Consider the following 25,469-nt stretch of genomic DNA (forward strand, 5'->3'; position numbering starts at 1 on the left):
GCAGCGTATGTTTCGCTGCTCCGGGCGCCGCCTGCAGCCCGGAAGGCAGGACGGGTCAGGCCAGGCCCTTTTCCTCCAGCCAGTCCTGCGCGGCCTCGGCCGGGTCGAGCTTCTGGTCACCGCTGACGGCCTGGTTCAGGGCAATGAGGTCTTCGGTGGTCAGCTGGGCGGATACCTCGTCCAGCACCTTCCGGGCCTCGTCGTTCACGCGGTCATCGGCGATCAGCGGGATGACCTGCTGGGCCGGCCAGTTCTGCTTCGGGTCCTCCAGAACCACCAGTCCGTTTTCCTCGATGGCGGGGGTGGTGGTGTAGATGTCCGCCACCTGGACGTCGTCGTTCAGCAGGGCGTCGACGGTCAGCGGGCCGCCGCTGTCACCGATGGGAGTGAATTCCTTGAATTCGCAGCCGTACTTTTCCTTCAGGCCGGCGAGGCCCTGGGTCCGCTCCGCGAACTCGGCAGGTGCACCGAGGGTCAGTTCGCCGCAGACCTTGGCCAGGTCCTCGATGCTCTCAAGCTGGTACTTCTCGGCCGTGGCGGCAGTGACCACCATGGCGTCCTTGTCTTCGGCCTCGGAGGGCTCCAGGACCACCAGGTTTTCCGGCAGTTTTTCGCTGAGGGAATCCACTATTTCGCCGGCGTCCACCAGGTCCGTTTCCGGGTCCGCGTGGACCAGCAGGGCTCCGGTGTACTCCGGAATCAGGTCGATCGAGCCGTCCTCGAGGGCGGGGATGTAGACCTCGCGGGAGCCGATGCCGAGCCGGGTTTCGGTCTCGATGCCCGCCGCGTTGAGGGCGCCGGCGTAAATCTCGGCAATGGTGCTGCTTTCCGGGAAGTCGGCCGAGCCCACCACCAGTGTCTGCTCGGTGCTGCTGCCGGAAGCTTCGGGGGTGGCTTCGTTTTCCAGCGGGTCCCCTCCTCCGCTGCAGCCGGCCAGGGCCAGGGCCATGCCGCCGGCCAGGACGGCCAGGGCCTTCCGGCGTGCGGTGGGGCGCGGGTGCTGCATCATGGTTTTCCTCCTTGTGCGCCGGCTGCGGGTACTCCGCTGCCGGTCGATGTACCGGCCGCGCCGGGGCGGCCGAGTCCTGACGGGATCAGAAAGCGTGATCCCAACGCAATCACGGCATCCACGGCGAGCGCCAGCAGGGCAATGATGACCGCTCCTCCGAAGACCCGCCCGTAGTCCCCCACCGCCAGGCCGTCGATCAGATAGCGGCCCAGGCCGCCCAGGTTGATCGTGGCCACCACGGCGGCCGTTGCCACCACCTGCAGGGTGGCACCGCGCAGCCCGCCCAGGATCACGCGCATCCCGTTGGGGACCTCCACCCGGAACAGTACCTGTACCTCGCTCATGCCCAGGCTGCGGGCGGCGTCGACGACGGTCCGGTCCACCGAGGCGACCCCCGCGTAGGTCCCGGCCAGCAGCGGCGGAACGGCAAGGAGCACCAGTGACCAGATGGGCGGCATCAGCCCCAGCCCGGCCAGCAGGACGAACAGGGTGAGCATGCCCAGGGTGGGCAGTGCCCGCAGCAGCCCGGAGACGGCCACAACCGCTACCTGCCCGCGTCCGGTGTGCCCGATGAACAGGCCCAGCGGCACCGCGATGAGCGCGGCGATCAGCAGGGCCAGGCCCGTGTACTGCAGGTGCTCCAGGGTCCGCACCGGGATGCCTGCCTGTCCGGACCAGTTGGCCGGGTCCAGAAGCCATTCCCAACCCTGCCCGAGGGCGTTGGTACTGGTGTAGTCGGTGCGCGGGATGCCAACCATGCCTACGCCCCCTTCAGCGCGACGTCGGGCGCGGCCGCCGCCGGGCGGGCGGCGGGTGCCGGTCCCCCGCCCTCCGTGCCGCCGGTGCGGTTGGCGCGGCTACGCGCCGCCCGGCCGGATCCGCCGGCGCGGGTCCAGGGCGTGAGCAGACGCTGCGCCAGGACCAGGACAAGGTCCATCAGGAACGCCAGGACCAGGGTGGCGATGATCCCCACCACGATCTCGGTCAGGAAATAGCGGCGCAGTCCGTCGGTGAAGAAGAACCCGAGGTTTTCGACGCCGATCAGGGCACCGACGCTGACCATGGAGATGTTGCTGACCGAGACCACGCGCAGCCCGGCGATGAGTACCGGAACGGACAGCGGCAGATCCACGGTGAGGAACCGGCGCAGCGGCCGGTAGCCCATGGCCACCGCGGCCTGGCGGACGCCGTCGTCCACGGAATCAAACGCGTCGATGCCCACGCGCAGCATCAGGGCCACGGCATAGATGGTCAGGGCCACGATGATGTTGGCGAGGTCGAGGATGCGGGTGCCCAGGATGGCCGGAAGGGTGACGAACAGGGCCAGCGACGGAATGGTGTACAGCAGTGACCCTGCGGAGAGGACGAAGCCCCGGATCTTCCGCCGGCCGCGCACCAGCTGTGCCAGGGGAAGGGCAATCAGGACGCCGATCACCAGGGGCAGCACCGACTGGTAGAGGTGCAGCCCGCCGAGCCGGAAAACGTCGTCGGTGTGGGCCAGGAACCATTCCATCTCAGCCCCCGGCCCGCTGCAGGCGTGCGGCCTCGATCAGGGCCAGGATTTCGGTGGCCCGGACGACGCCGGTCACCCTCCCGGCCGCGTCCACGGCCACGCCCAGCCCGGACGGGGAGGAGAGGGCAGCGTCCAGCGCGCGGCGCAGGCTGGTTCCCTCCGGATAGAGGGAACCGCCCGGCACCAGGTCCCCGGTGCCGGTGATGGAACCCCGGCGGCCTGCGGGCACCCAGCCCAGCGGGGCGCCGTCGGCATCCACGCACAGGGCCCAGCCGTCGTCGACCGTTGCGGCGGGGTCCGGCAGCCTGTCTGCGGCGATGAGCTGCACCGGATGCAGGGGCACGGCGTTGCCGTCCTGGAAGGACAGGTGCCGGAAGCCGCGGTCCCTCCCGACAAAACCCGCCACGAAGTCATCAACGGGCGCCCGGAGGATCTCCTCGGGGGCGGCATACTGGGCGAGCCTGCCGCCGGTGGCGAAGACCGCCACCTTATCCCCCAGAATGGTGGCCTCATCGATGTCGTGGGTGACGAACACGATGGTCTTGGCCAGTTCCTTCTGCAGCCGCAGCAGCTCTTCCTGCAGTTCGGCCCGCACCACCGGATCCACTGCGCTGAAGGGTTCGTCCATCAGCAGCACCGGCGGGTCCGCGGCAAGGGCGCGGGCAACACCGACCCGCTGCTGCTGTCCGCCGGAAAGCTGGGCCGGATATCTGTCGCCCAGGCCGGAGGCCAGCCCGACGACGTCGAGCAGCTCCGCGGCCCGGCGCCGCGCCTCGCGCCGCGGGGTGCCGTTCAGGCGCGGCACCGTCGCCACGTTGTCCAGGACGGTCCGGTGCGGCAGCAGGCCGGAGGACTGCATCACGTAGCCCATGGAACGCCGCAGCTGCGCGGCCTTGACGGTGGAGATGTCCCGGCCGTCAACCTCGATGCTGCCCGCCGTGGGTTCGACCATCCGGTTGATCATGCGCAGCGAGGTGGTTTTCCCGCAGCCGGACGGGCCGACAAAGACGGTGATGGACCCGCGTTCGATGTCCAGGTTCAGGTTCCGGACCGCCGGCGCGGCATCGCCGTAGGTCTTGGTCACTGTCCGGAACCGGATCATCGGCCGGTCGGCGGCGGTGCCGGCGGCCGGCCGGAGGGACTCGGAACGATCAGCGGGTTCTGGCGGCGGAGTCATTGGTGCATGCCTTCCGTGGGGGTGCCGGTGTGCCGGGCAGCTCGCGACGTGCCGTGAAGCATCACGGTATTTCACACGTGCGGCGCTAGTCCAGCGTCCATAAGGTCCGGAATGGAAAGGGGGACGGGGAGTGGTTGTGTGCCTCTCAGGGTATCCGGCGGCCGGAGGCGAGCATTCGCAGGCCGGTGTCCACCAGCTCGGTCCGGTTGAGGGCCGGGACCTCGTCCAGCGGTATCCACGCGGCCTCATCCGTGCTTCCGCTTTGTTCATGGCGCAGCGAGCCGCCGGTCAGCGTGGCCCGGTAGATGATCCGCAGGGCATGCAGCATCCGGGGTTCCCCGCGCATGCGTTTTTCCGGAGGAATGAAGATGCTGTCCACCCCCAGCAGCTCCTCGAGCCGGGCGTCATAGCCGGTTTCCTCCCGCACTTCCCGCAGGGCGGCGGCGGGGGCGTCCTCGCCCCGTTCCAGTCCCCCTCCGGGGAGCGTCCAGCGGGAGTTGCCGTGCTCGTTCCAGTGCGCCAGGAGCAGCTGCCCCTCACGGACAACAACTGCGTACGCCCCGACCCGGACGTCGAAGTCAGCGGACATTGCCGCTGCCGACCGGGTTGCTGCCCGCGGGCCCGGAACCTCCGGCGCCGAGCAGGTAGGCCACGCCGAAAACGGGGTCGGCCGTGAGGAAGCGGATGTCCGTCAGTCCTGCTGCGGACAAGCTGTCCCGCAGCAGATCCTGCAGCATCGGCTGGTGCATCCCCAGTCCCCCGCCGATCACCACCGGTCCGGAGACCTGCAGCAGGCCGGCTACGTCCAGGATGAGTCCGGTCAGGTGTCCGGCGGCCTCGGCCACGATTGCTGCGGCTGCGGAGTTCCCTTCCTGCGCCGCTTCGAAGACCAGCCCCGCCTTGCCTGCCCAGTACCGGCGGTCGGTGGGCCCGTGGAACAGGCCGATCAGCGACTCGGGGTCAGCCGCACCGCACCCGCGCAGCAGGGCAAGGCTGAGCGAGTCCGGTTCGAGTGCCAGGTTGCTGCGGCGGAGCGAGTGCCGGACGGCTTCGCGTCCCATCCAGTAGCCGCTGCCCTCGTCGCCGAGCAGGTAGCCCCAGCCGCCCGAGCGGGCCTGCCTGCCGGCGCCGTCGATGCCCCAGGCCACGGAGCCGGTGCCGGCAATGACCGCGATACCCTCCGAAGCTTCACCTGCCGCCAGGATCAGCCTGGTGTCGTGGATGACGTCGACGACGGCGCCGGGCACGTGTTCTGCGATCAGGGCGCGCAGGGCGTCCTCGTCCTGTGCTGTGTCCACTCCCCCGGAGCCGGCGATCACCCGGCCTACGCCGTCGGTTCCCAGCGCGGCGAAAACTTCCGCGAGGGATTCCCGGGCGGCCGCTACCGGAACATTCTGCACGTTGGCGCTGCCGGCAATGAATTCGGCTGCGGCAGTGCCCCGGTGCAGCCGGATGCCGTGTGTCTTGGTGCCGCCGATGTCGAGGCCGATGGTGTCGAGGCCCGTGTCGTGGCCGGCGTCGTGAGAGCCGGCGTCGTCGGTAGCGGGAGGAGGGAATGCTTGCATTCGTCCACCCTACGTTCGGCGCCGGTGCGGGGCGAACCTAGCCGGCGAAGCTGCGGCGCCGGTTCCGCCGCAGGCTCAGGACGGCCAGGGTCAGGCACGCTGCGGTAATCAGTCCGGAGAACCAGGCCACCGAAACATCCAGTCCCCAGATGCCGCCGGCGGCACCGAGGCCGAGCACCGGGATGGCGCTGCCGAGGTATGTAATGACGTAGACCGTGCTGATGATCCGGGCGTGCTCGGCCGCCTCGACCGCTGCGGCAACTTCGTTGAACACCACCCGGAAGGCCATGCCCTGTCCGAAGCCTGCCATGAGGCAGCCCACCGTCAGGAGCACGAGGCTCCCGGTGGCCCCGGCCACGGGGATCAGCGCAATGCCGGTGCCCATGGCGGCGAGCCCAACGGGTGCCGTGTAGCGGCCGCGGATGCCGGTGAGCTGACTGACCGCCGACGCCCCCAGCGCCAGGGCGGCCAGCAGTCCGATGGCGGGCCGCCACGTGGTGCCGGCGATCGAGGAAAAGTAGGTGGGCGCCAGCGACAGGCAGAATCCGAAGGCCGCGAAGCTGAGGAACCCGGTGGTCGAGGCAATCCAGAACTGCGAACGGGCCCGGTGCGAGACAGCAGGCTTGCGCGGACGCAGCATCGCCAGCGGCCCGCCGTCGGGAAGGGAGATGGCCGGGCGTGCCTTCAGTAGGCACAGCGGAACCAGAAGTGCGGCCAGGACTGCCGAGTGGATGAGGAACGGCGTCATGGTGGGCGAGGGCAGCAGGGACAGCAGCCCGCCGATCACCGGGCCCGCCGCAACACCGCCGGCTGAAACGAGCAGAGTGAACCGGGTGGCCCATTCGGGTTTATGCGGCAGCAGCTCACGCAGGGCGGCGGAGCTGGCACCGGTGGCCAGGGCCACCGAGGCGCCCTGGAGGGCGCGGCCGAGCATCAGGGCGCCGACCCCGGTGGCGGTGCCGAAGATCAGTCCGCCGGCGAGGGAGACGACGCCGGCCACCACCATGGCGGCCCGGCGGCCGATGTAGTCGGACCAGTGCCCCACCAGCAGCAGGCCTGCCACCAGGACCAGCACATAGGAGGCGAACGCCAGCGTGACGCCGAAGTAGGACAGGCCCAGCGACTCGCCCAGCAGCGGGTACAGCGGGGTCGCGAGGTTGGCGCCGATCAGCAGGGTGCCCATGACGGAAATCGTCAGGATCAGCCGGGGCCGGATGGCCGCATCCCACTCCTTCCGCCTGGTGCGGGCGGCGGGCTGCATACGCAGCTCACTAAGCACTGTCACGGGGCACATCCATCCTATTTGTAGCTAATGCTCCTACAGGATGAAGGACCGGCGAGCAGTGCAGACACATTAGACTGGTTTTTTGATCGATCCGCTCAATAAAGTCTTGAGTTGCTGACAGGAGCTGCGCTAGATGGCCAATCTGGACTCGCTGGACCGCCGGTTGCTGCTGGAATTGGTTCGGGACCCCCGGGCGCAGATCAGCGACCTGAGCGAGAAACTCGGTGTGGCCCGCAACACCGCCCAGAGCCACGTACGCCACCTGATGCGCACCGGCGTCATCCGCAACAGCGGCCGCGACGTCGATCTGGCCAAGCTGGGCTACGACGTGCAGGCCTTTGTCACCATCGAGGTGAACCACCGGGATCTCGACGGCGTCATTTCCGGACTGCGCACGCTCCCCCAGGTGCTTGAAGTGCACGAGATTTCCGGGCGCGGTGATGTCTGGTGCCGGCTCACCGCCACGGACACGCAGCAGCTGCAGCAGACCCTGCGTTCAGTCCTGAGGATCAAGGGAGTGATCCGGACGGAAACGGTGCTGGCCCTGCACGAACACATTCCGTACCGCACCGAACCCCTGCTGGAAAAACTGGTCCCGCCCACGGTGTGATGCTGCAGGCAGTGGCTGCCCCGGCTACAGCCGGGGCAGCGGCTACCGTCCGGCGGCTCCTACTATCCGGCGGCCTATCCGGCGGCGCGAAGCAGCCGGTGTGCCGTTTCCAGCCGGACCAGGGCATTCCGGGTTCGGCTTGCCCCCTGTCCGGCACGTGCACCGGACACGAGCGTGAGCACGACGCCGGCGGCCCTGGCGTTCAGCGCTGCCGGATCCACGGCCTCTTCAAAGACCCGGCGGTAACCGGCCAGTGCCCGGTCCAGCTGGGGGCGCCCGGGATTGGCGGCGGCAAGGACGGCCAAATGTCCCAGCAGGCAGGCCAGATCATCCACCCGCCGTCCCGGGCCCAGTCCGTCGACGTCCAGCAGGCCGGTGACCGTTCCCCCGTTCAGCAGCAGGTTGCCCTCATGGAAGTCCCCGTGGGCCGGTACGAGCGGCCCCGCCGGAGCGGAGTCCACTGCCTCCCGAATGCCGCGGGCAAGGTCGCGGATGCGGGCTGCCTGCCCGGGCAGGGCTGCGGCCGCAGTTGCGGCATAATCCTCGGCACGGTCCGCCCAGGACCGGCGCAGCGGCAGATCCAGCGCGGCGGACGGCAATGCGTCCAGCAGCTCCAGGAATGTTTCGGGCCGTACCTTCGCGGCGCCGTCGTCGACCAGGAGCCGGAACAGGGAGGTGCCGGGAAGAGCGCTGAGGACGGCTGCGCCGCGGGCAGCGTCCGCGGGAGCCGGAAGGAGCCGCGGGGCCGGTACGCTGCCGGCCTCCAGCAGGCGGTGCCGCCGGCGCAGGCCGGGCAGCAGCGCCGGAGGAAGAAGCTTCAGGTACGCTGCCTGGCCGGAGTGTTCGGCGCGGAGCACGGCCCGGCGCAGCGGCCGGTAGGCGACGAGCGAAAGCCGGACCGGCTCCGCTGCGGCAAAGACGTCCCTGGCCACGGCCGCGGCATCAGTGGCCCAGGGCAGGGACCGGAGCACCGGGTCGTGGGGGTGGACCCACAGCTGGAGCTCCAGCCCGGCGATCCGGGCCGCGGCGACCTCGGGTCCGGCGGCGACGGTGCCGTCCGCGGTGGTGGCTCCGAGGTGAAGGGTGAGGTCCGTTCCGGGGTTCGGCCCGCCGCCCCCGGCCGGCCTGCGGCAGCGGACCCGGTAAAGGGCCGAGACGGCCCCTCCGGGACGGTGGTGGCTGCGCAGGTGTTCCCAGTGCTCCAGCTTCAGCCCCCGGGCCCGGAGCAGGTCCTGCAGGGGTCCCCGCATCGCGGCGCTGCTGAGGACGGAAAGTGTATCTGCAGCCGGCACGTGGCGGCGGTTGGGTACGGCCGGCACGGCAGGCGCCTAGCCTAGCGTCGGGGCCTAGGCCCGCCGGCGCTGCAGGACGTCGTCGAGGTTGATCTTGCCGGTCTCCGGGCGTGCCTGGTGGGCAGGCGCAGCAGGTGCAGCGGGTGCGCTGGAAGGGCGCAGCGGAGTCTTGGCCAGGGACCGCGGGGTTTCGGGCAGGACAATGGGTTCCGGGGCCGGGCGCTCCGCCTTGGGCGCATCGACGTACACCGGCTTGGGCAGCTCAACCGGCTGCCACGGCGTGGTGCTGGGCCGGGCGGGGGGCTGAACGGCGGCTGCAACGGACTGCAGGGCCTCCGTGCGCGGTTCCTCAGCCGTGGTCCGGGCCGGGAGTGCACCCCCTCCGGCTACGGTTTCCTCCGGCACGGGCGCGGACTCTCGGTCAAAAAGGACCGTTTCGCGCTGCGGCTCGGTGTCCGCTTCGGGGATCTCCAGCTCTGCGGCGGACAGGTTCTGCAGCTCACGGGGGTCGGCTCCCATGGCGGCGCGGAATGCGTTGTCGACCCGGCGCCTGCGGTCGCGCAGGGCGAGGGAGCGGAGCATCGCGACAACCGCGGCCAGCGCGCCCAAGCCGACGACGGGGAGGAGCCAGGATACGGCGGTGAAGGCGGCAAGAAGCGTGCCGATGACAACCGTCAGGACGGCGGCAAGGCCGGCAGCTGCAAGGACGGTGCGGCCGGTGCGGATCCGGAAGGCCTGTGCGGGCTCCGCCGGGCGCGCGGCTTGCTGACCGTAGACGTGCAGCGACCCGCCCCCGCTGGGTGTGGTGCTGATGTTGTTCATGATGATCCCCTGGGACCCCTTGTCCGGTGAGGCGGACGGGCGGATGGTGTTGGCGGACGTGGTCTGCTCAGCATGCTGTTTAGAGAGAAGTCCACACCTATGACGGTAGAAGCTCCGGACCACCGGTACCCGCATTCGGTCCGGTGTGTCGGCGTGTCCGGCTGGAAAATCGCTGACTAGTGGCCGCGCCGGGATTTCCAGCGGTTCAGCAGGCCCTCCGGGACCTCCTCGGCAGTGAGCGCAAAGCTCCGGTGGTCGGCCCACGCGCCGTCGATATGCAGGTATCGCTCGCGCATGCCTTCGTCCCGGAATCCGAGCTTTTCCACCACCCGCAGGCTTGGGCCGTTCTCCGGCCGGATGTTGATTTCCATCCGGTGCAGGGCCAGCGCCTGGAAGCAGTGGTCGGTGGCCAGCGCCACCGCCGTCGGTACAATCCCCCGGCCGGCCCTGGCCTGGTCCACCCAGTAGCCCAGGGTCGCCATCCGGGCCGATCCCCAGACGATCGTGGAAACAGTCAGCTGTCCCACGATCGCCGGCGGCCGGGACGGATCCTGCCGCTCCGTGATGAGGAACGGCAGGGCCGAATCCTGCCGCGCCTGGCGGTTGAGGCTGCGCACCATGTCACCGTAGGTCGGCGGCTCGCCCCCGGAGACGGGATTGCTCGCCTCCCAGGGGCCTACCCAGCCGGCATTGCGGGAACGGACTTCCGTCCATTCCCGCCGGTCCCGGTGCCGGATCGGCCGGAGGATGACGTCGTCACTCTCCAGCACCACCGGCCACGCCACCGAATCAGGCATCAGTAGTTACTCTTCGAGCGTGCCGGTGAAATCCTTCAGCCAGTCCCGCAGCGCCGGGCCGAGATCCTCGCGTTCGGATGCCAGTGAAACCACGGCCTTGAGGTAGCTCAGCTTGTCGCCGGTGTCATAGCGGCGGCCGCGGAAAACGACGCCGTAGACGCCGGAGCCTTCGCCCTCACCGGCAGCCAGCGTCTGCAGTGCATCCGTCAGCTGGATTTCGCCGCCGCGGCCCGGACCGGTTTCCTCGAGGACTTCGAAGACCGACGGGTGGAGGACGTAGCGCCCGATCACTGCCAGGTTGGAGGGCGCATCGGCGACGTCGGGCTTTTCCACGAGCTTGTTGACGCGGACGTAGTCCTCGCCCTCGACCACGGAGATATCGGCACAGCCGTAGGCGCTGATCTGCTCCGGATCCACCTCGATCAGGGCAATAACGGAACCCCCGGTCTTTGCCTGGACCTCGACCATCTTTTCCAGCAGGTCGTCACGGGCGTCGATCAGGTCATCGCCCAGCAGGACGGCGAAGGGTTCGTCGCCGATGTGCAGCTTGGCCCGGAGCACGGCATGGCCCAGCCCCTTGGGGTCGCCCTGACGGAGGTAGTGGATTTCACCGAGCTCGGAAGCAGCCCGCACCAATGCGAGCTTTTCCAGGTCGCCCTTATCTTCCAGCGTCTTCTCGATGAAGGGCACCCGGTCGAAATGGTCCTCAAGGGAGCGCTTGTTACGCCCGGTGATCATAAGAATGTCCGGCATGCCCGCGTTGACGGCTTCCTCGACCACGTACTGGATGGCCGGCTTATCCACCACCGGAAGCATTTCCTTCGGCATGGCCTTGGTGGCGGGGAGGAAGCGCGTACCCAGGCCGGCGGCGGGGATTACGGCTTTGGTTATGGAGGGGCGTGACGTCGTCATAGTCGTAAGCGTACCTAAGAGGTCTTAGATTGCACCAAATAAGCATCCGGATAGGGACAATGGGCATATGCGTGCACTAAACAAGGACCAGGCCCGAAGAGATTTCCTGCGCTTACGCCGGGAAATGACGGATGCCGAAAAAGCCGATGCCGCCTCCGGCCTTGCCCGGCTCGGACTCGCCTGGGCGCAGGAACTGGTGCCGCACGGCGGAACGGTGGCCGGATACCTGTCAGTGGGGAGTGAGCCTGGCACGGGCGAGTTGTTGGAGGGCCTGTGCACAGCCGGGTACCGCGTTGTGGTCCCGGTGTGCGAACCCGGACGCAGGTTGTCGTGGTGTGACTGGACACCCGAAACCGTGCTGGCACCGGGACTGCACGGCTCGCTCCTGGAACCGACCGGAGAACGTTTCGCCGCCGCCGATTTGACGGAGCTCGGCCTCGTGCTCGTACCGGCACTGGCAGCGGATTCCAGCGGCGGGCGGATGGGCAAGGGCGGCGGTTACTACGACCGGTTCCTGGCACGTCTGCGTGCGGACGGCAACCCCGCCCCCGCGGCCGCAGTGGTCTACGATCACGAGTTCGTTCCGGCCGGGAGCTTCGAAACCACACCCCTGGATGCAGCGGTGGACGCTGTGCTCACACCCTCCGCGTGGCGGCAGGTGCCATCGGACCCCATGTATACTTAGCACTCAAGGCTTGAGAGTGCCAGCTTGAGAGTTGCCCAAGGAGGATCACCAGAGTGCCCACGTATGCCTACGCCTGCAAGGACTGCTCCCATTCGTTCGATATCCAGCAGTCCTTCAGTGAAGACTCCCTGACGGTCTGCCCCGAGTGCGGCGGCCGCCTGCGGAAGAAGTTCAACAGCGTCGGAGTTGTCTTCAAGGGCTCCGGTTTCTACCGCACCGATTCGCGCGACGCCGCATCCACGGTCCCCGCAGCTCCTGCCAAGTCGGATAGTTCCCCCGCGGCACCTGCCGGAGCCGGAACCTCCGCACCTGCCCCCGCCGCAGGTTCGGGCAGCTCACAGTCCTAAGTTCCGCCGCCGGACCGGGCTTCCCGGCACCGTAACTGCCCCGCTGCCGCGGCGGAACCCCGGGCCGGCCTTTCTTCGACCTTTCCTCCACATCGGCACTTTTGCCCGGACGTAGCTGGCACCGCGGGTGCTTCCGGAACCGCGGCTGCTGCCGCGAAGCGTCCCATGGCTAGCGTGGCTGCCATGCCTTTTCGCCGCCTTATCGCCCGGCCGTTTGCCGGTCCCTATCCGGGCCTGCCTTCCGGTTCCACAGGCCCTGCGGGACGTGTTCGCCGCTTTATTGTCCGCCACCGCCGTCTGCTGGCAGCCCTGGCCTGCTGTGCGGCCGCCGGATCCGCTGTGGAGGCGTTGGTCCCGGAGACCGCGGTACGGTCCGCAATGGTCCGCGCTGCCCGGGATTTGCCCGCCGGTACGGTGCTCAATGCCGGAACCCTGGAGACGGTACGTGTGCCCGCAGAGGCCGTTCCGCCGGGCGCCCACAAACAGCCGGAGGCCTTGCTGGGCCGGCGTCTCGCTACCCCGCTGCTCCAGGGCAGCCCCGTCACTGAAGTCTCCCTCGCCGGCGCCGGGCTGCTGATCGGCTCTCCGCCCGGGTCCGTGGCCGTTCCTCTGCGCCCTGCAGATCCTTCCGTCCTCGATCTGCTCGGTCCGGGGCAGCTTGTCAACGTTGTTGCAGGGGCCGACGGTGCGTGGGGCAGCACGGCAGCCGGCGACACGACGGCGGAGGGCGGCGGTGCGGTTGTCCTGGCCGCCTCGGTGCCGGTGCTGTGGGTCTCCGGCGGCGATGCGGCCGGCGGGTGGCCGGGCAGCGGCGGCGGCGAAGGGTTGGTGGTGGTTGCGGCGGACCGGGACAACGCCGCCCGCCTCACAGCGGCCTCCGGGTCAGGCGGGGTCTATCTGGTTCTGACGGACGACGGCTAGGCTGCCGCGGTGCGGGCAGCCCTGCCGGTCATCCCCAGTGCGGGGGGCGCTGTTCCCGCAGCCAGGAATCGCTGTCCTCAAGGCTGTCGCCCCACACCCGGGGATCGTCCTCCTTGGCGGTCACGGGCAAAAGCCCGGCCGCACCGACCGATCCCGGTGAAACCGCCCGGCGGTTGCCGCGCCGTCGGGGGCTGCGCGGGGCCTCGTGCTCCCCCGCAGCCGGGGCGTTCCCGGAGGCTGCGGCGGTGTTCTCCGCTGCAGCCTCCGGGTCCACCGGTTCCTCAGTCATCGATTACTCTCCTGCAGTGCTGTCCGGGACGGGGCCCGGCCTCCGGTCACGCATCCGGCTGCTTCCGTGCGGGGTCACCTTCACCTGTTCGGTCTCCCCCGCGGCATCGTTGGCATCGCTTCCGCCCCCGCTGTTTTCGATCACGTCGTTTTCGACCGCTTCAGCGCTGCGGGGCACGGGCTTCTGCCCCACGGGTGGATCCGGCAGCTCAAGGTACCGGCTGACAAGGTCAGCACAGGCGGACGGGTCGCTGAAGACCTCGATGGTCCACAGCGGCATGTACCGCCAGCCGCGGCGTTCCAGCAGCTGCGGACGGAGCCGGCTGCGTTCACGGACGGACATGGCACGGTACCGTTCCGTGCCGTCGGATTCGATGGCCAGCGGTGCGGGCGTACCCGCGGGACCGGCCGAATGGGGAGCCGCAGCGACAATGTCGATGGTGCCGTCGTAGTGGTCCCAGACCTTGGCGCCGCGTTCACGCAGGCGGCCCACCAGGTCCGCGACCAGCGGATCCTCTTCCATGATGCCTCCGGCGGCGGGGGCTTCCACCCGGCCGGTTTCCGGATCGAGTTCACGCTTAATGAGCTCGTAGAAGTCCAGTGCGCCGTAGCCCAGGCGCGTCCGGTCCAGGTCCGCGGGTTGGAAGCAGGTCAGCACGTGCTGCTTGTACCGCGCCCGGGTCATGGCAGTGACGAACTTCTTGCGTCCGTCAGGTGCCGAAAGCGGCCCGAAGTTGTGCAGGGCGCGCCCGTGCGGGGTGCGGCCGAAGCCGAGGGAGAAGATCACGCAGTCCCGGACCATGCCTACGGCACGGTCCACCGGGACCACCCGGAAGGACTCCGACTTCGCCGTGAAGAAATCGGCTGCCCAGGGGAAGTTGGCCATCTGGACGCGGATTGCCTCGGCTACCCGCACGGCGTGGCGCGGGCTGGCGGTAATGACACCGAGGGACTGGTGCGGGCGGCGCCGGATGTGCTCGAAGACCAGGTCGACCACGCGGTTGACTTCCGCCGCAACGCTTTCCACGCCTTCATGGTCGGCGCTCGGCATGCCGGTTCCGTCGGGCAGGTATTCCACGGAGAGTGCGCGGTGTCCGGTGGTGACTTCGTCGGCACTCGGGACCATGGTGAGGCGGCCGCTGTAGAAGGACTCACTGAGCTGGCGCAGCAGTGCCTTGTCGGTTCCCCGGTACACGGTGGAGAGGGAGCGGCTGGGCAGGACACGTTCCAGCGCTTCGAAGGCGCTGATCAGTTCCACGTGCTGCGGAGCCGTACCGGCGGGTTCGACGCCGATGGTGAACGGCCGCGGGCCGCCCAGGCAGCTGTCGCCGAAGGCAATCACCTGCGAAGCGCGGGCCAGTGCCGGAACCGCGGACTGCAGGCTGGTGGACTCCGCATCAAGCAGGACCACGGTGTCGAAGCGGCGGTGCTCAGGGAGGACCATCGGCAGCACCAGGGGGCTCGCCGCCCACACCGGCAGCAGGGACGAAACAAGCTCCTCGGACTGCTGGCCCAGGCTCTCCAGGGACAGCTCGCCGTCCTTGAGCAGCTCGCGCAGGTCCTCGGCAGCACCGCGTGCCGCCTGGACGCCGGCACGCCAGCGTGAGGCAAGGCTCCAGCGCAGGCGGGCGGCACCGGAGGCAATGTGGGCGTTGTCCGCCAGGCGGTACTCGGCTTCCAGCCGGCGCAGGCTGTTGCCGTCCGACATGGCAAGGTAGTCGTCCCCGCTGATCATGGCTTCGAGGGCGGACTGCCACCAGGCCAGTTCCAGCTCATAACCGACGTGGCGGGGCTGGACCTCGCGTGCGCTCAGGTCATCCAGCAGTTCACCGAGGCCCTGGGCACGCATCTCGTCGAGCAGCAGGGTCCGCTCGGGCAGCGTTTCCAGGGTTTCCCGGTCCCCCGCCAGCTCGCTGAGCTGCTTCTCGAGTTCATCAAGCGGCAGGGAGGCCAGATCCGGGTGGAACGGGGTCTCGGCCAGGATCTCGGTGAGGGTATCCAGCTGGCGCTTCACCAGCAGGTAGGAGCGGTTGATCTCGGCCAGCCCGGTGGGCACCGAGGGGTGGCGCTGGGTGGTCGCATAGCGGGTCCAGACCGCACGCTGCTGCTGGACTTCGGCCAGGGAAGCGTGCAGGTCTGAAATGTGGACACCGGGACGGACATATTCCTTGGCCACGCGCCGCAGGCGGGAGCGGGTCATGGAACTCATGTCGATGCCGCGCTCGCGCCGCCAGGAAGACGAGGCGGTTGCGGAGATCAGGTCCGTTACCGGGCGGTCGAAAATGTCCGGGGTGAACTTGTCCAGGCTTTCCCGCACGGCAACGAGCAGTTCAAGCTGCTCGCCCCACTGGGCAAAGGTTTCACCAAGGCGGATTTCGGAGTGCCCGGCCACGTCCTGGACCTTGGCGCGCAGTGCCGGAAGGTCCGCGGCAAGGGTCTGGGTCAGCGTGTACGCCTCTTCCGTTTCCTTGCGGTTGAGCAGTTTGGCGCCGTACCACGGGCTGGTGGTTGCGGCCCGGCTGAAGCTGCCCAGTTCGGCGGCCCGGCGCAGGCGGCCGGAAAGTTCGGTGCGGTCGGTGATGCTGTCCAGGACGCTGCGCTTGAGCCGGACGGTGGTGGCCGGCGCCGGGTTCATGGAGGTCAGCTCGGCCAGGGACTGCATGGCCTGGTAGGGCGAGCAGCCCCAGCGGCGGCGGACGTTGTGCAGCGACTTCACGTGGTCGCGGAGCTGGTGGCGGTTTTCGAGCAGGACCTTGTGCAGGCTCTGCAGTTCCGGGGCCTGCGACTTTTCGTTGCGCACGATGGCCCGGACCAGCTGGTCCTTCAGCTGCTGCTGGGTGAGCCCGGCGTTAACCTGCAGGATCAGGGAGCCGAGCTGCATTGAATCCAGTTCGGAGACGAACTGGTTGAGGGTGCCGCGGCGTTCGGCGACTACCAGGACGGACTTGCCGGCGTTGGCCAGTGCGGCGACGGCGTTGAGCGCCGTCTGCGTCTGGCCCGTACCGGCCGGCGCGGAGACCACCAGTGACTGGCCTGCGTTGATCAGGTCCAGGACTTCCTGCTGCTGCCGGTCGGCGTCGAGGATGAGCAGTTCGTCCGCGGGGTCGCGCTCGTCCAGTGCCGGAAGGTCCAGCGGTTCGGCGACGACGGGACCGGCAGAGCCGTCCCGTGCAGCATCGATCAGGGCGCGGAGGATCGGGTGGGCGGGATCCAGGGCAGGATCCTCGCTCAGGTCCGACAGGTCCGCGAAGGTGGAGACCAGCAGACGGTGTTCAATATTGATCCCGCGGACGCTGCCGGTGACGGCGCGGAGCTTTTCCAGCACCGGGTGGGGATCGAAGCGGGCGGTGCCGTACGCCAGGCGGGTCAGCGCGTCGACGTCGATGTCCAGGCCCTGTTCCTGCTGCAGGTGCCGGACCAGGGCAGGATTCAGCGCTGCCTTTTCGGTCAGCTGCAGCTCGTAGTCATCCTGCGATGCGTGGACCGTCAGGGCAACCGGGGTCAGCAGCACGGGCGCGGTCAGGGACTCGGGCCGCACCGCATCGTCGGAAGCGTAGCGCCATGACGCGGTGCCGGCAGCCATGTAGCCGACGTCGATACCGCGGTCAGTGCCCAGCTCATAGATCTTGGCACGCAGCAGGCGCCCTGCCTTCATGGCGGCACCGTACTGATCTGCGTCCCGCAGCAGGGTCGACAGGCGGGTACGCCGGCCGGCAAGCAGCTGCGCCAGGCCGGAAGGATGCGCGTGCGTGAGGTCGATGCTGTTGGCTGCGGACGGCGTGAAATGGAGCAGTGTGTCCGTTCCGGCGTGCTGTCCCAGTTGTCCCAGCCACGGCAGCAGGAAGTCCGAGGGATTCTCCCCGGTATTCTGCTCAGACACTAGTGCCCTCTTTTCTGCACTTCCGCGCGTTCTCGACCAAATTGGCATACCTTCAAAACTATCGCGTCGGAGCGGGTTTCCCGAACATAGCAACGCGGGGAGACAAAACAGAGGACGGCCGAAACGGCCGTCCTCTGTCCCCGTTACGCTATTCCCACTCGATTGTTCCCGGCGGCTTGCTGGTTACGTCCAGCACCACGCGGTTAATTCCGTCCACTTCATTGGTGATGCGGTTGGAGATCCGGGCCAGCAGATCGTACGGAAGCCGGGACCAGTCAGCGGTCATCGCGTCTTCGCTGGACACCGGCCGCAGCACGATCGGGTGCCCGTAGGTCCGGCCGTCGCCCTGCACTCCGACGCTGCGCACATCGGCCAGGAGCACTACCGGCATCTGCCACACTTCATCGTCGAGACCGGCGCTGGTCAGTTCGGCGCGGGCGATGGCGTCCGCGCGGCGGAGCAGGTCGAGCCGCTCCTGAGTGACCTCGCCGACAATCCGGATGCCGAGCCCGGGACCGGGGAAGGGCTGGCGCCCGACGATTTCGGCCGGCAGGCCGAGCTCGGCGCCCACGGCACGGACCTCGTCCTTGAAGAGCGCCCGCAGGGGCTCCACCAGTTCGAACTTCATGTCTTCGGGAAGCCCGCCCACGTTGTGGTGGCTCTTGATGTTGGCTGCGCCTTCACCGCCGCCGGATTCGACGACGTCCGGGTACAGGGTGCCCTGGACCAGGAAGCGGATGGGTTCACCCTCTGCCTCGGCCTTGGACATGATGGACCGTTCGGCTTCTTCGAAGGCGCGGATGAATTCGCGGCCGATGATTTTGCGCTTGGTTTCCGGGTCGGAGACTCCGGCCAGCGCGGTCAGGAAGCGTTCCTGTTCGTCGGCGACGTACAGGTTGACGCCGGTGGCAGCCACGAAGTCGCGTTCCACCTGCTCGGCTTCGCCTTCGCGGAGCAGACCGTGGTCAACGAAGACACAGGTCAGCTGGTCACCGACGGCGCGCTGCACCAGGGCCGCTGCCACGGCGGAGTCGACGCCGCCGGACAGGCCGCAGATAACCCGCGAATTGCCCACCTGGGCGCGGATACGTGCAACCTGCTCTTCAACGATGTTGCCGGTGGTCCAGCTCCGTTCGAGCTTGGCCCCCTTGAAGAGGAAGTTCTCCAGCACGGCCTGGCCGTGGGCGGAGTGCTTGACCTCGGGGTGCCACTGGACGCCGTACAGACCTTTCGCCTCGTTGGCGAAGGCAGCGACGGGGGCGCCTGCGGTACTGGCCAGGACATCGAAGCCCTCGGGCGCTTCCTGCACGCTGTCGCCGTGGCTCATCCAGGTGTTCTGCTCGTCGGGGGTGCCTTCAAGGATCGAGCGGGCGCCGCCGACGGCGCGTGCGTCGGTGGAGCCGTACTCCCGCAGCCCCGTCTTGGCGACCTTGCCGCCCATGGCGGCAGCCATGGCCTGGAAGCCGTAGCAGATGCCGAAGACCGGAACACCGGATTCGAACAGGTCTGCATCGACCTTGGGGGCGCCTTCGGCGTACACGCTGGAGGGGCCGCCGGAGAGAATAATGGCAGCCGGATTCTTCGCGAGCAGCTGCTCGGTGCTGTAGGTGTGGGGAACCACCTCGGAGTAGACATCTGCTTCGCGCACCCGGCGGGCAATCAGCTGGGCGTACTGCGCTCCGTAGTCCACAACAAGGACGGGCCGCTCTTCAATGGGATCAGTCGCGGGATTAGTCACGTTTCAAGGATAGTCGGCCCGCCGCCGGCCGCGCACACCGGACCGCGGCTGCGGAACGGCCGGGCGGACGGCGATCCGCTCCCCTAGTAGCGCTTGGCCGCTTCAGGATGGGCTTCGAGCTCGGTCAGGACCTGCTTGTGGATCCGGCCTTCGACCACAAAGGAGAGGAACGGCACAACGCCGCCCAGCGCAATCAGGATGAACTTGGAGAACGGCCAGCGCATCAGCTGCCACAGCCGGAAGTCGGACAGCAAGTACACCACGTACATCCAGCCGTGCAGGATGAGCACGCCGATGGAGAGGTTGACCCCGCCGACAATGATCTCAGTGTCGAAACCGTACTTCGCGATCATCTCCACCACGAGGGCGAGCAGCAGCACACCGGTCACATAGGAAAAGACCTTGTAGAACTTCAGGGCCGAGCGGATCTGGGCATGGGTACCGCCGAACCGGCGCTTCTTTTTCCTCGGTGCCTTGGCGGTGCTTGCGGATTCGCTCACTTGGTTACCTCACTGCTGGGGTGTTCGTTGTCGGGTTCGGGTGCGTCGTCGTCGTGGTCGTCGTCCTCGTACTCATCGTCCTCGAGGCTGCGCTGGTACTCGTCGGCCACCAGGCGCCACCAGAGGAAGACGGAGAAGCCGGCGAAAACGATCCACTCGAGCGCGTAGAAGATATTGAGCCAGTTGACCGGGGTGTCCTCGGGCTGGGCATCCACGACCACGGGTTCCATGCTTCCGGTGTCAACGGCCGCGCCGTCCACGGTGATCTCCGAGGCGGTGACGAAGGCGGAGTAGGCGGGCGCGTCCCACAGGTTGATGAGTTCAGCGGTGGACAGCGCGGCCACGCGGCCCTCCGTGGGCGTCGTCGCCACCAGCGGTGCCTCCGAAGGCAGGAGCCGGCCGACGACGGCGGCCTCGCCGTCCGGTACGTCGGTCACGTCGTCCGGGTCGGAAACCCAGCCGCGGACCACCGGAATGAATTCACCCGCCGGTGCGCCGTCCACGGTGAAGGCGGTGACCGCCCAGTAGCCCATGTCGCCGTCCTGGAGCCGCTGCTCCACGAGGACCGACTTGTCCGGGTCAAAGGAACCGGTGAACGAGACCATCTGGTCCGCTTCGGTTTCATACATCGGTTTGCCCGGGGTGAAGGCCTCGGTCAGCGGACGGACGTCCTCGGTGGCCCGGGGCTCCGCGGATTCGTCAGTGTCGGCATTGGAAAACTGCCACTGGCTCAACAGCACAAAGACCGTCGAGAGGATCAGGGCAAAGAGCAGTCCGGCGATCCAACGCGGCTGCAGAGCAGTTTTGAGCACCTGTTAACGGTACTTCGTGAAGCTGTAGAAAACCCAATGCCGGTGAGCGGCCGCCTCAGTGGTCAAAAAAGACCAGCGAAGAGTTGATCAGTTCGGCTATGACCTCGGCATCATTGGCCCGGCGCAGGGAGTCCCGGAAGGAAGGCCGGAACAGGGACCGGGCAATCGTGGCAAGGACTTCCAGATGGTGGGAGAAGGACGCCGCCGGCGTGGCAATCAGCAGGACAACGGTGGCCGGACCGTCCGACGCCCCGAAATCGATGCTGTGGCCGTAGCGGGCGATCCCCACCGCGATGGAGGTTTCCTGCACATACTCGCTGCGCGCATGGGGCAGGCCGATCCCGCCGGGCAGGCCGGTTGCCATCTGGTGCTCCCGGGCATTCACCTGCTCCAGGAAGCCCTCCAGGTTGCTGATCCGCCCGGCCCGGAACAGCCGTTCCGCCAGCTGCCGTGCGGCGTCGTACCGGTCTGCGGCTTCCATGGAGAGAATCACCAGGCCGGGTTCGGTCAGCACTGCTCCGGCTTCATTCAGGGTAAGTTCCCCGTCCCGGGGCGGCACCGGGGATTGTCCGGCCGACTGTTGTTCATTCAAGGAGCGTTCGTCGTTTCCATTGGTCGCGGTGCGCTAGATGCGCGGGGCTATGTCTTCGGCCGCCAGGCGGGCGGCGTCGGCACTCTTGTCATCGGGCTGCTCCTGGCTGCGGCGCTCAGCCTCGACCCGGGCAAGGTAATGTGCAACTTCGCTTTCCACCCGCTCAACGTCCCAGCCCAGCAGCGGAGCCATCAGTTCGGCGACCACGGGTGCAGCGGAGACGCCGCGGTCAAAGGTCTCAATGGAAATCCGGGTCCGCCGGGCGAGGACATCCTCGACGTGCCGGGCCCCTTCATGCGTGGTGGCGTACACGGCTTCGGCGCGCAGGTAGTCGTCGGCGCCGGGCAGCGGCTCGGCGAGTGTCGGGTCCGCCTTGATGAGCCCGAGCAGGTCGTCCGCCATGGAACCGTAGCGGTTGAGCAGATGCTCCACACGCACCACGTGCACCCCGTACTCCTCGGCAGTGCGGTGCCGCCGGTTCCAGGCCGCCTTGTAGCCCACTGCGCCCAGCAGCGGGATGGTCTGCGTGCAGCTCTCGGGAACCTTTTCATCCAGTGCCCGGGCCGCCTCGTCCACGGCGTCCTTGGCCATCACCCGGTAGGTGGTCCATTTACCGCCGGCCACCACTACAAGGCCCGGGACAGGGTGCGCCACTACGTGTTCGCGTGACAGTTTGGCCGTGGAGTCGTTTTCCCCGGCGAGCAGCGGGCGCAGGCCGGCGTAGACCCCTTCGACGTCTTCGCGGGTCAGCGGGGTTTTAAGCACCAGGTTGACGTGTTCCAGGATGTAGTCGATATCCGCGGAAGTGGCCGCCGGGTGCGCCTTGTCCAGGTGCCAGTCGGTGTCCGTGGTGCCGATGATCCAGTGCCGGCCCCAGGGGATGACGAACAGCACGGATTTTTCTGTCCGCAGGATCATGCCGACGGTGGACTGGATCCGGTCCTTGGGAACCACCAAGTGGACGCCCTTGGACGCGCGGACCTTCAGCTGCCCGCGGTCCGTCACCATGGCCTGGGTTTCATCCGTCCAGACGCCCGTCGCGTTGACCACCTGGCTCGCGGCAATGTCGAACTCGCTGCCGGTTTCCTGGTCACGGACCCGGGCGCCGACCACGCGTTCCCCCTCCCGCAGGAAGTCGACGACGGCGAGCCGGTTCACCACGGCCGCACCGTAATGCGCGGCCGTGCGGACCATGTTGGCCACGTACCGGGCGTCATCCACCTGGCCGTCGTAGTACCGGATGGCGCCCACCATGGCGTTATCCTTCAGGCTCGGAGCCATCCGAAGTGTCTGGCCCCGGGTCAGGTGCTTCTGCATGGGCACCCCCCGGGAATTCCCGGAGGTCATGCCCATGGTGTCGTACAGGAAAATACCGGCGCCCACGTACGGCCGCTCAATGAACCGCTTGGTCAGCGGGTACAGGAAGGCCACCGGCTTGACCAGATGGGGGGCGATCCGCTGCAGCAGCAGGCCGCGCTCCTTCAATGCTTCCTGGACCAGCGCAAAGTCCAGCATCTCCAGGTAGCGCAGGCCGCCGTGGATCAGCTTGGAGGAGCGCGACGAGGTGCCCGATGCCCAGTCCCGGGCCTCCACCATGCCGACCTTCAGCCCCCGCGTCACCGCGTCCAGCGCCGCGCCGGCGCCGACCACGCCGCCGCCGACGATCAGGATGTCCAGCTCATTGCCCGGCCGGGTGGTTGCCTGGAGCCGGTCCATGGCATCCATCCGGTACTCGGGGCTCAGGGCGTCTGCAGTCATGGTCCAGGTTCCTCTCTAGGGTCCTGCCGTAGCTGCGTCCACTCTATGGGCTGGGCGCCGGTATTTACAGGTTGTACTGGTACGGCGATACCAGCACTTCGATGCGCTGGAAGGCCTTCAGGTCCGAGTAGCCGGTGGTGGCCATTGCCCGGCGCAGGGCACCCATGAGGTTGGAGGTTCCGTTGGTGTGGTGCGAGGGGCCCCAGAGGACCTCCTTCAACGGTCCCACCGTGTCCAGGCGGACCCTGTCGCCGCGCGGCAGCTCGCTGTGGTGCGCTTCCTGCCCCCAGTGCCAGCCCTGCCCCGGTGCCTCTTCGGCACGGGCCAGCGCGGAACCGAGCATCACGGCGTCGGCGCCCATGGCGAAGGCCTTGATGATGTCGCCGCTGGTGCCCATGCCGCCGTCGGCGATCACGTGTACGTACCGTCCGCCGGACTCGTCCATGTAGTCCCGGCGGGCCTCGGCGATGTCGGAAATGGCGGTTGCCATCGGGGCGTGGATGCCCAGCGCCCGCCGGGTGGTGGTGGTGGCGCCGCCGCCGAAGCCGACCAGGACGCCCGCGGCGCCGGTGCGCATCAGGTGCAGGGCCGGGGTGTAGCCGGCCGCTCCGCCGACGATCACGGGAACGTCGAGTTCGTAGATGAACTGCTTCAGGTTCAGCGGTTCCACGGTCTTGGACACGTGCTCGGCGGACACGGTGGTGCCGCGGATGACGAAGACGTCGACGCCGGCGGCCAGGACGGTCTTGTAGAACTCCTGGGTGCGCTGCGGGGTGAGCGAGCCGGCAACCGTCACGCCGGCGTCGCGCATTTCGGCCAGGCGGGAGCTGATCAGTTCGGCCCGGATGGGAGCGTTGTAGATTTCCTGCAGGCGGCGGGTGGCTTCGGGGTTGAAGTTGTCGCTGCTGAGGGCGGCAATCTCGTCCAGCAGCGGTTCCGGATCCTCGTACCTGGTCCACAGGCCCTCGAGGTTCAGTACGCCGAGCCCGCCGAGCCTGCCGAGGGCAATCGCCGATGCCGGAGACATCACCGAGTCCATCGGGGCGCCGATGACCGGCATCTCGAACTGATAGGCATCGATCTGCCAGTTGATGGAAACATCCTGGGGGTCACGGGTGCGCCGCGAGGGCACAATCGCTACGTCATCCAGGGAGTAGGCTCTGCGCCCATGCTTGCCACGGCCAATTTCTATCTCGTTACTCACGTCCCTAGGTTATCCCAGTGCACGTCCTGAGCCGGAAAGCTGCCGGTAATGGCCCTCGGGAGTCAGCGAACAGCCGCCGCCGCGGCCCTTAAAGCCCGAGGGCAGCCCCCGCACGGTACGCGGGAGCTGCCCTCGGCATTCGGAACCGGTTTAGCGGCGTCCGTAGTTCGGCGCTTCGGCCGTCATCATGATGTCGTGCGGGTGGGATTCCTTCAGCCCGGCCGGGGTGATCCGGACGAACTTGCCCTTTGCCTTCAGCTCGGGGATGGTGCGTGCACCCGTGTAGAACATGGTCTGGCGCAGGCCGCCGACCAGCTGGTGGGCCACGGCGGACAGCGGACCGCGGTAGGGCACCTGGCCCTCGATGCCTTCCGGGATCAGCTTCTCGTCGCTGGGGACGTCGGCCTGGAAGTAGCGGTCCTTGGAGTAGGAGGTGTTCTTGCCCCGGGACTGCATGGCGCCCAGCGAACCCATGCCGCGGTAGGACTTGAACTGCTTGCCGTTGACGAAGACCAGGTCGCCCGGGCTTTCGGCGGATCCGGCGAGCAGGCCGCCGAGCATGACGGTGTCGGCGCCGGCCACGATGGCCTTGCCGATGTCGCCCGAGTACTGCAGGCCGCCGTCGGCGATCAGCGGAACGCCGGCCGGAATGGCGGCCTTGGAGGCCTCATAGATGGCCGTGATCTGCGGGACGCCCACACCGGCAACAACGCGGGTGGTGCAGATGGAGCCCGGTCCGACGCCCACCTTGACGGCGTCGGCGCCGGCGTCGATCAGGGCCTGGGCGCCTTCGCGGGTGGCTGCCTGGCCGCCGATGATGTCCACGTGTGCGGCCGCAGGGTCCTTCTTGAGGCGGGCAATCATTTCCAGCACGCCTGCACTGTGGCCGTTGGCGGTGTCCACCACGAGGATGTCGACGCCGGCCTCCACCATGGACATGGCGCGTTCGTAGCCGTCGCCGAAGAAGCCGATGGCTGCGCCGACGCGCAGGCGGCCCTCGTCGTCCTTGGTGGCGAGCGGGTACTGCTCGGCCTTGTCAAAGTCCTTGACGGTGATCAGGCCCTGCAGCTTGCCTGCGTCGTCCACCAGCGGCAGCTTCTCAATGCGGTTCTTGCCCAGCAGCTCCATTGTTTCTTCGGCGCTGATGCCGACCCGGCCGGTGATGAGCGGCATGCGGGTCATGACCTCTTCGACCTTGCGGCTCGGGTAGTCGGCACGCGGAATGAAGCGGGTGTCGCGGTTGGTGACGATGCCCAGCAGGGTGTTTTGGGTGTCCACCACCGGCAGTCCCGAAACACGGAAATGTGCGCAGAGGTCGTCGAGTTCCTGCAGGGTGGCGTCCGGGGAAATGGTCACCGGGTTGGTGATCATGCCGGATTCGCTGCGCTTGACCCGGTCAACGTGCTCGGCCTGGTCGGCGATGGAAAGGTTCCGGTGGATCACGCCGAGGCCGCCCTGCCGGGCCATGGCGATGGCCATGCGGGATTCGGTCACGGTGTCCATCGCGGCCGAGAGCAGCGGAGTCTGTACGGTGATGCGCTTAGACAGCCGGGAGCTGGTGTCGGCTTCAGAGGGAATGACATCCGTCGGGCCGGGCAGCAGGAGGACGTCGTCGTAGGTGAGGCCGACGAAGCCGAACGGATCGTGTTCTGGGTACTGCTGACTCAAAGCTGCGCCTCTTTCGGGGATGAGAGGAAGGAAAAGGCCCGATTTAGCCTGTACCCATCGTAAAACGAAAGCGGGCCCGCCCCTATTCCGCCCC

The 25,469-nt window shown here is 68.0% G+C and carries 24 protein-coding genes; 4 read left to right on the plus strand and 20 right to left on the minus strand.

The features are described from left to right. Nucleotides 1-55: 55 nt before the first annotated feature. The 7 genes from N2K95_RS12260 to N2K95_RS12290 all read right to left on the minus strand — a co-directional run bounded on the left by N2K95_RS12260 (nucleotide 56) and on the right by N2K95_RS12290 (nucleotide 6,549). A complete protein-coding gene (locus tag N2K95_RS12260; protein WP_255790893.1) occupies nucleotides 56-1,006 on the minus strand; it encodes an ABC transporter substrate-binding protein in 951 nt (316 codons plus the stop codon). Next, nucleotides 1,006-1,767: an ABC transporter permease gene (locus N2K95_RS12265; RefSeq protein WP_260651786.1), complete on the minus strand. Its 762-nt coding sequence runs from the start codon at nucleotides 1,765-1,767 to the stop codon at nucleotides 1,006-1,008. Before N2K95_RS12265 ends, N2K95_RS12260 begins: the two co-directional genes overlap by 1 nt. 2 nt (nucleotides 1,768-1,769) lie before the next feature. Then, nucleotides 1,770-2,522: an ABC transporter permease gene (locus tag N2K95_RS12270; protein ID WP_260651787.1), complete on the minus strand. Its 753-nt coding sequence runs from the start codon at nucleotides 2,520-2,522 to the stop codon at nucleotides 1,770-1,772. Between the two features lies 1 nt (nucleotide 2,523). Beyond that, nucleotides 2,524-3,624, minus strand: coding sequence for an ABC transporter ATP-binding protein (locus N2K95_RS12275; protein ID WP_260653800.1), 1,101 nt, complete (start codon nucleotides 3,622-3,624; stop codon nucleotides 2,524-2,526). Between the two features lie 220 nt (nucleotides 3,625-3,844). Further along, entirely contained in the window at nucleotides 3,845-4,288 is a 444-nt protein-coding gene (locus tag N2K95_RS12280) for an NUDIX hydrolase (protein ID WP_260651788.1), read from the minus strand. Then, nucleotides 4,278-5,264, minus strand: coding sequence for an N-acetylglucosamine kinase (locus N2K95_RS12285; RefSeq protein WP_260651789.1), 987 nt, complete (start codon nucleotides 5,262-5,264; stop codon nucleotides 4,278-4,280). Before N2K95_RS12285 ends, N2K95_RS12280 begins: the two co-directional genes overlap by 11 nt. Nucleotides 5,265-5,301: 37 nt before the next feature. Further along, a complete protein-coding gene (locus N2K95_RS12290; RefSeq protein WP_255790401.1) occupies nucleotides 5,302-6,549 on the minus strand; it encodes an MFS transporter in 1,248 nt (415 codons plus the stop codon). Between the two features lie 133 nt (nucleotides 6,550-6,682). On the opposite strand from N2K95_RS12290, the gene N2K95_RS12295 reads away from it, so the two are divergent. Then, nucleotides 6,683-7,159, plus strand: coding sequence for an Lrp/AsnC family transcriptional regulator (locus N2K95_RS12295; protein ID WP_260651790.1), 477 nt, complete (start codon nucleotides 6,683-6,685; stop codon nucleotides 7,157-7,159). A 74-nt stretch (nucleotides 7,160-7,233) separates the two neighbouring features. Here the strand turns inward: N2K95_RS12295 and N2K95_RS12300 are convergent, their stop codons facing one another. The 4 genes from N2K95_RS12300 to galU all read right to left on the minus strand — a co-directional run bounded on the left by N2K95_RS12300 (nucleotide 7,234) and on the right by galU (nucleotide 10,982). Then, nucleotides 7,234-8,478, minus strand: coding sequence for an aminoglycoside phosphotransferase family protein (locus tag N2K95_RS12300; protein ID WP_260651791.1), 1,245 nt, complete (start codon nucleotides 8,476-8,478; stop codon nucleotides 7,234-7,236). 27 nt (nucleotides 8,479-8,505) lie between these two features. Further along, nucleotides 8,506-9,273: a hypothetical protein gene (locus tag N2K95_RS12305; RefSeq protein ID WP_260651792.1), complete on the minus strand. Its 768-nt coding sequence runs from the start codon at nucleotides 9,271-9,273 to the stop codon at nucleotides 8,506-8,508. Between the two features lie 176 nt (nucleotides 9,274-9,449). Beyond that, complete coding sequence (locus N2K95_RS12310; RefSeq protein WP_260651793.1) at nucleotides 9,450-10,070, minus strand: GNAT family N-acetyltransferase; 621 nt, start codon at nucleotides 10,068-10,070, stop codon at nucleotides 9,450-9,452. Between the two features lie 6 nt (nucleotides 10,071-10,076). Then, complete coding sequence (gene galU, locus N2K95_RS12315; RefSeq protein WP_260651794.1) at nucleotides 10,077-10,982, minus strand: UTP--glucose-1-phosphate uridylyltransferase GalU; 906 nt, start codon at nucleotides 10,980-10,982, stop codon at nucleotides 10,077-10,079. A gap of 67 nt (nucleotides 10,983-11,049) precedes the next feature. Between galU and N2K95_RS12320 the strand changes: the two genes are divergently transcribed. The 3 genes from N2K95_RS12320 (at nucleotide 11,050) to N2K95_RS12330 (ending at nucleotide 12,935) form a co-directional block, all read left to right on the plus strand. Further along, the gene (locus N2K95_RS12320; protein WP_260651795.1) at nucleotides 11,050-11,667 is read left to right on the plus strand and encodes a 5-formyltetrahydrofolate cyclo-ligase; all 618 of its coding nucleotides are present in this window, start codon (nucleotides 11,050-11,052) and stop codon (nucleotides 11,665-11,667) included. 53 nt (nucleotides 11,668-11,720) lie between these two features. Continuing rightward, nucleotides 11,721-12,014 carry an FmdB family zinc ribbon protein gene (locus N2K95_RS12325; protein ID WP_255790412.1) on the plus strand — a complete coding sequence of 98 codons (294 nt, stop codon included), beginning with the start codon at nucleotides 11,721-11,723 and terminating at the stop codon, nucleotides 12,012-12,014. A 183-nt stretch (nucleotides 12,015-12,197) separates the two neighbouring features. Further along, entirely contained in the window at nucleotides 12,198-12,935 is a 738-nt protein-coding gene (locus tag N2K95_RS12330) for an SAF domain-containing protein (protein WP_260651796.1), read from the plus strand. A gap of 28 nt (nucleotides 12,936-12,963) precedes the next feature. Here the strand turns inward: N2K95_RS12330 and N2K95_RS16285 are convergent, their stop codons facing one another. The 9 genes from N2K95_RS16285 to guaB form a co-directional block, all read right to left on the minus strand. Then, nucleotides 12,964-13,224: a hypothetical protein gene (locus N2K95_RS16285; protein WP_313771085.1), complete on the minus strand. Its 261-nt coding sequence runs from the start codon at nucleotides 13,222-13,224 to the stop codon at nucleotides 12,964-12,966. A gap of 3 nt (nucleotides 13,225-13,227) precedes the next feature. After that, entirely contained in the window at nucleotides 13,228-17,103 is a 3,876-nt protein-coding gene (locus tag N2K95_RS12335) for a DUF4011 domain-containing protein (RefSeq protein WP_313771086.1), read from the minus strand. Nucleotides 17,104-17,251: 148 nt separating this feature from the next. Further along, complete coding sequence (gene guaA / locus N2K95_RS12340; protein ID WP_260651797.1) at nucleotides 17,252-18,841, minus strand: glutamine-hydrolyzing GMP synthase; 1,590 nt, start codon at nucleotides 18,839-18,841, stop codon at nucleotides 17,252-17,254. An 83-nt stretch (nucleotides 18,842-18,924) separates the two neighbouring features. Beyond that, nucleotides 18,925-19,341: a DUF3817 domain-containing protein gene (locus tag N2K95_RS12345; protein WP_255790417.1), complete on the minus strand. Its 417-nt coding sequence runs from the start codon at nucleotides 19,339-19,341 to the stop codon at nucleotides 18,925-18,927. Next, on the minus strand, nucleotides 19,338-20,153 hold the full coding sequence (locus tag N2K95_RS12350; RefSeq protein ID WP_260651798.1) for an SURF1 family protein: 816 nt from the start codon (nucleotides 20,151-20,153) through the stop codon (nucleotides 19,338-19,340). The genes N2K95_RS12345 and N2K95_RS12350 overlap by 4 nt, the downstream gene beginning before the upstream one ends. Nucleotides 20,154-20,208: 55 nt before the next feature. After that, on the minus strand, nucleotides 20,209-20,685 hold the full coding sequence (locus tag N2K95_RS12355) for a PTS sugar transporter subunit IIA (RefSeq protein ID WP_260653801.1): 477 nt from the start codon (nucleotides 20,683-20,685) through the stop codon (nucleotides 20,209-20,211). A gap of 93 nt (nucleotides 20,686-20,778) precedes the next feature. Next, nucleotides 20,779-22,503 (minus strand): glycerol-3-phosphate dehydrogenase/oxidase, encoded by a 1,725-nt coding sequence (locus N2K95_RS12360; protein WP_260651799.1) that lies wholly within the window; start codon nucleotides 22,501-22,503, stop codon nucleotides 20,779-20,781. 64 nt (nucleotides 22,504-22,567) lie between these two features. Continuing rightward, nucleotides 22,568-23,707, minus strand: coding sequence for a GuaB3 family IMP dehydrogenase-related protein (locus N2K95_RS12365; RefSeq protein ID WP_255790427.1), 1,140 nt, complete (start codon nucleotides 23,705-23,707; stop codon nucleotides 22,568-22,570). Nucleotides 23,708-23,857: 150 nt separating this feature from the next. After that, nucleotides 23,858-25,375: an IMP dehydrogenase gene (gene guaB, locus N2K95_RS12370; RefSeq protein ID WP_260651800.1), complete on the minus strand. Its 1,518-nt coding sequence runs from the start codon at nucleotides 25,373-25,375 to the stop codon at nucleotides 23,858-23,860. Nucleotides 25,376-25,469 lie beyond the last annotated feature (94 nt).

Origin of the sequence: Arthrobacter zhaoxinii (assembly GCF_025244925.1) — a bacterium.
Lineage (GTDB): Bacteria > Actinomycetota > Actinomycetes > Actinomycetales > Micrococcaceae > Arthrobacter_B > Arthrobacter_B zhaoxinii.

What these genes read in the sequence shown, in the direction of transcription:
- N2K95_RS12260 (WP_255790893.1), bottom strand. Translation starts at nt 1,006, where the DNA reads ATGCAGCACCCGCGCCCCACCGCACGCCGGAAGGCCCTGGCCGTCCTG.
- N2K95_RS12265 (WP_260651786.1), bottom strand. Translation starts at nt 1,767, where the DNA reads ATGGTTGGCATCCCGCGCACCGACTACACCAGTACCAACGCCCTCGGG.
- N2K95_RS12270 (WP_260651787.1), bottom strand. Translation starts at nt 2,522, where the DNA reads ATGGAATGGTTCCTGGCCCACACCGACGACGTTTTCCGGCTCGGCGGG.
- N2K95_RS12275 (WP_260653800.1), bottom strand. Translation starts at nt 3,624, where the DNA reads ATGATCCGGTTCCGGACAGTGACCAAGACCTACGGCGATGCCGCGCCG.
- N2K95_RS12280 (WP_260651788.1), bottom strand. Translation starts at nt 4,288, where the DNA reads ATGTCCGCTGACTTCGACGTCCGGGTCGGGGCGTACGCAGTTGTTGTC.
- N2K95_RS12285 (WP_260651789.1), bottom strand. Translation starts at nt 5,264, where the DNA reads ATGCAAGCATTCCCTCCTCCCGCTACCGACGACGCCGGCTCTCACGAC.
- N2K95_RS12295 (WP_260651790.1), top strand. Translation starts at nt 6,683, where the DNA reads ATGGCCAATCTGGACTCGCTGGACCGCCGGTTGCTGCTGGAATTGGTT.
- N2K95_RS12305 (WP_260651792.1), bottom strand. Translation starts at nt 9,273, where the DNA reads ATGAACAACATCAGCACCACACCCAGCGGGGGCGGGTCGCTGCACGTC.
- N2K95_RS12310 (WP_260651793.1), bottom strand. Translation starts at nt 10,070, where the DNA reads ATGCCTGATTCGGTGGCGTGGCCGGTGGTGCTGGAGAGTGACGACGTC.
- galU (WP_260651794.1), bottom strand. Translation starts at nt 10,982, where the DNA reads ATGACGACGTCACGCCCCTCCATAACCAAAGCCGTAATCCCCGCCGCC.
- N2K95_RS12320 (WP_260651795.1), top strand. Translation starts at nt 11,050, where the DNA reads ATGCGTGCACTAAACAAGGACCAGGCCCGAAGAGATTTCCTGCGCTTA.
- N2K95_RS12330 (WP_260651796.1), top strand. Translation starts at nt 12,198, where the DNA reads ATGCCTTTTCGCCGCCTTATCGCCCGGCCGTTTGCCGGTCCCTATCCG.
- N2K95_RS16285 (WP_313771085.1), bottom strand. Translation starts at nt 13,224, where the DNA reads ATGACTGAGGAACCGGTGGACCCGGAGGCTGCAGCGGAGAACACCGCC.
- N2K95_RS12360 (WP_260651799.1), bottom strand. Translation starts at nt 22,503, where the DNA reads ATGACTGCAGACGCCCTGAGCCCCGAGTACCGGATGGATGCCATGGAC.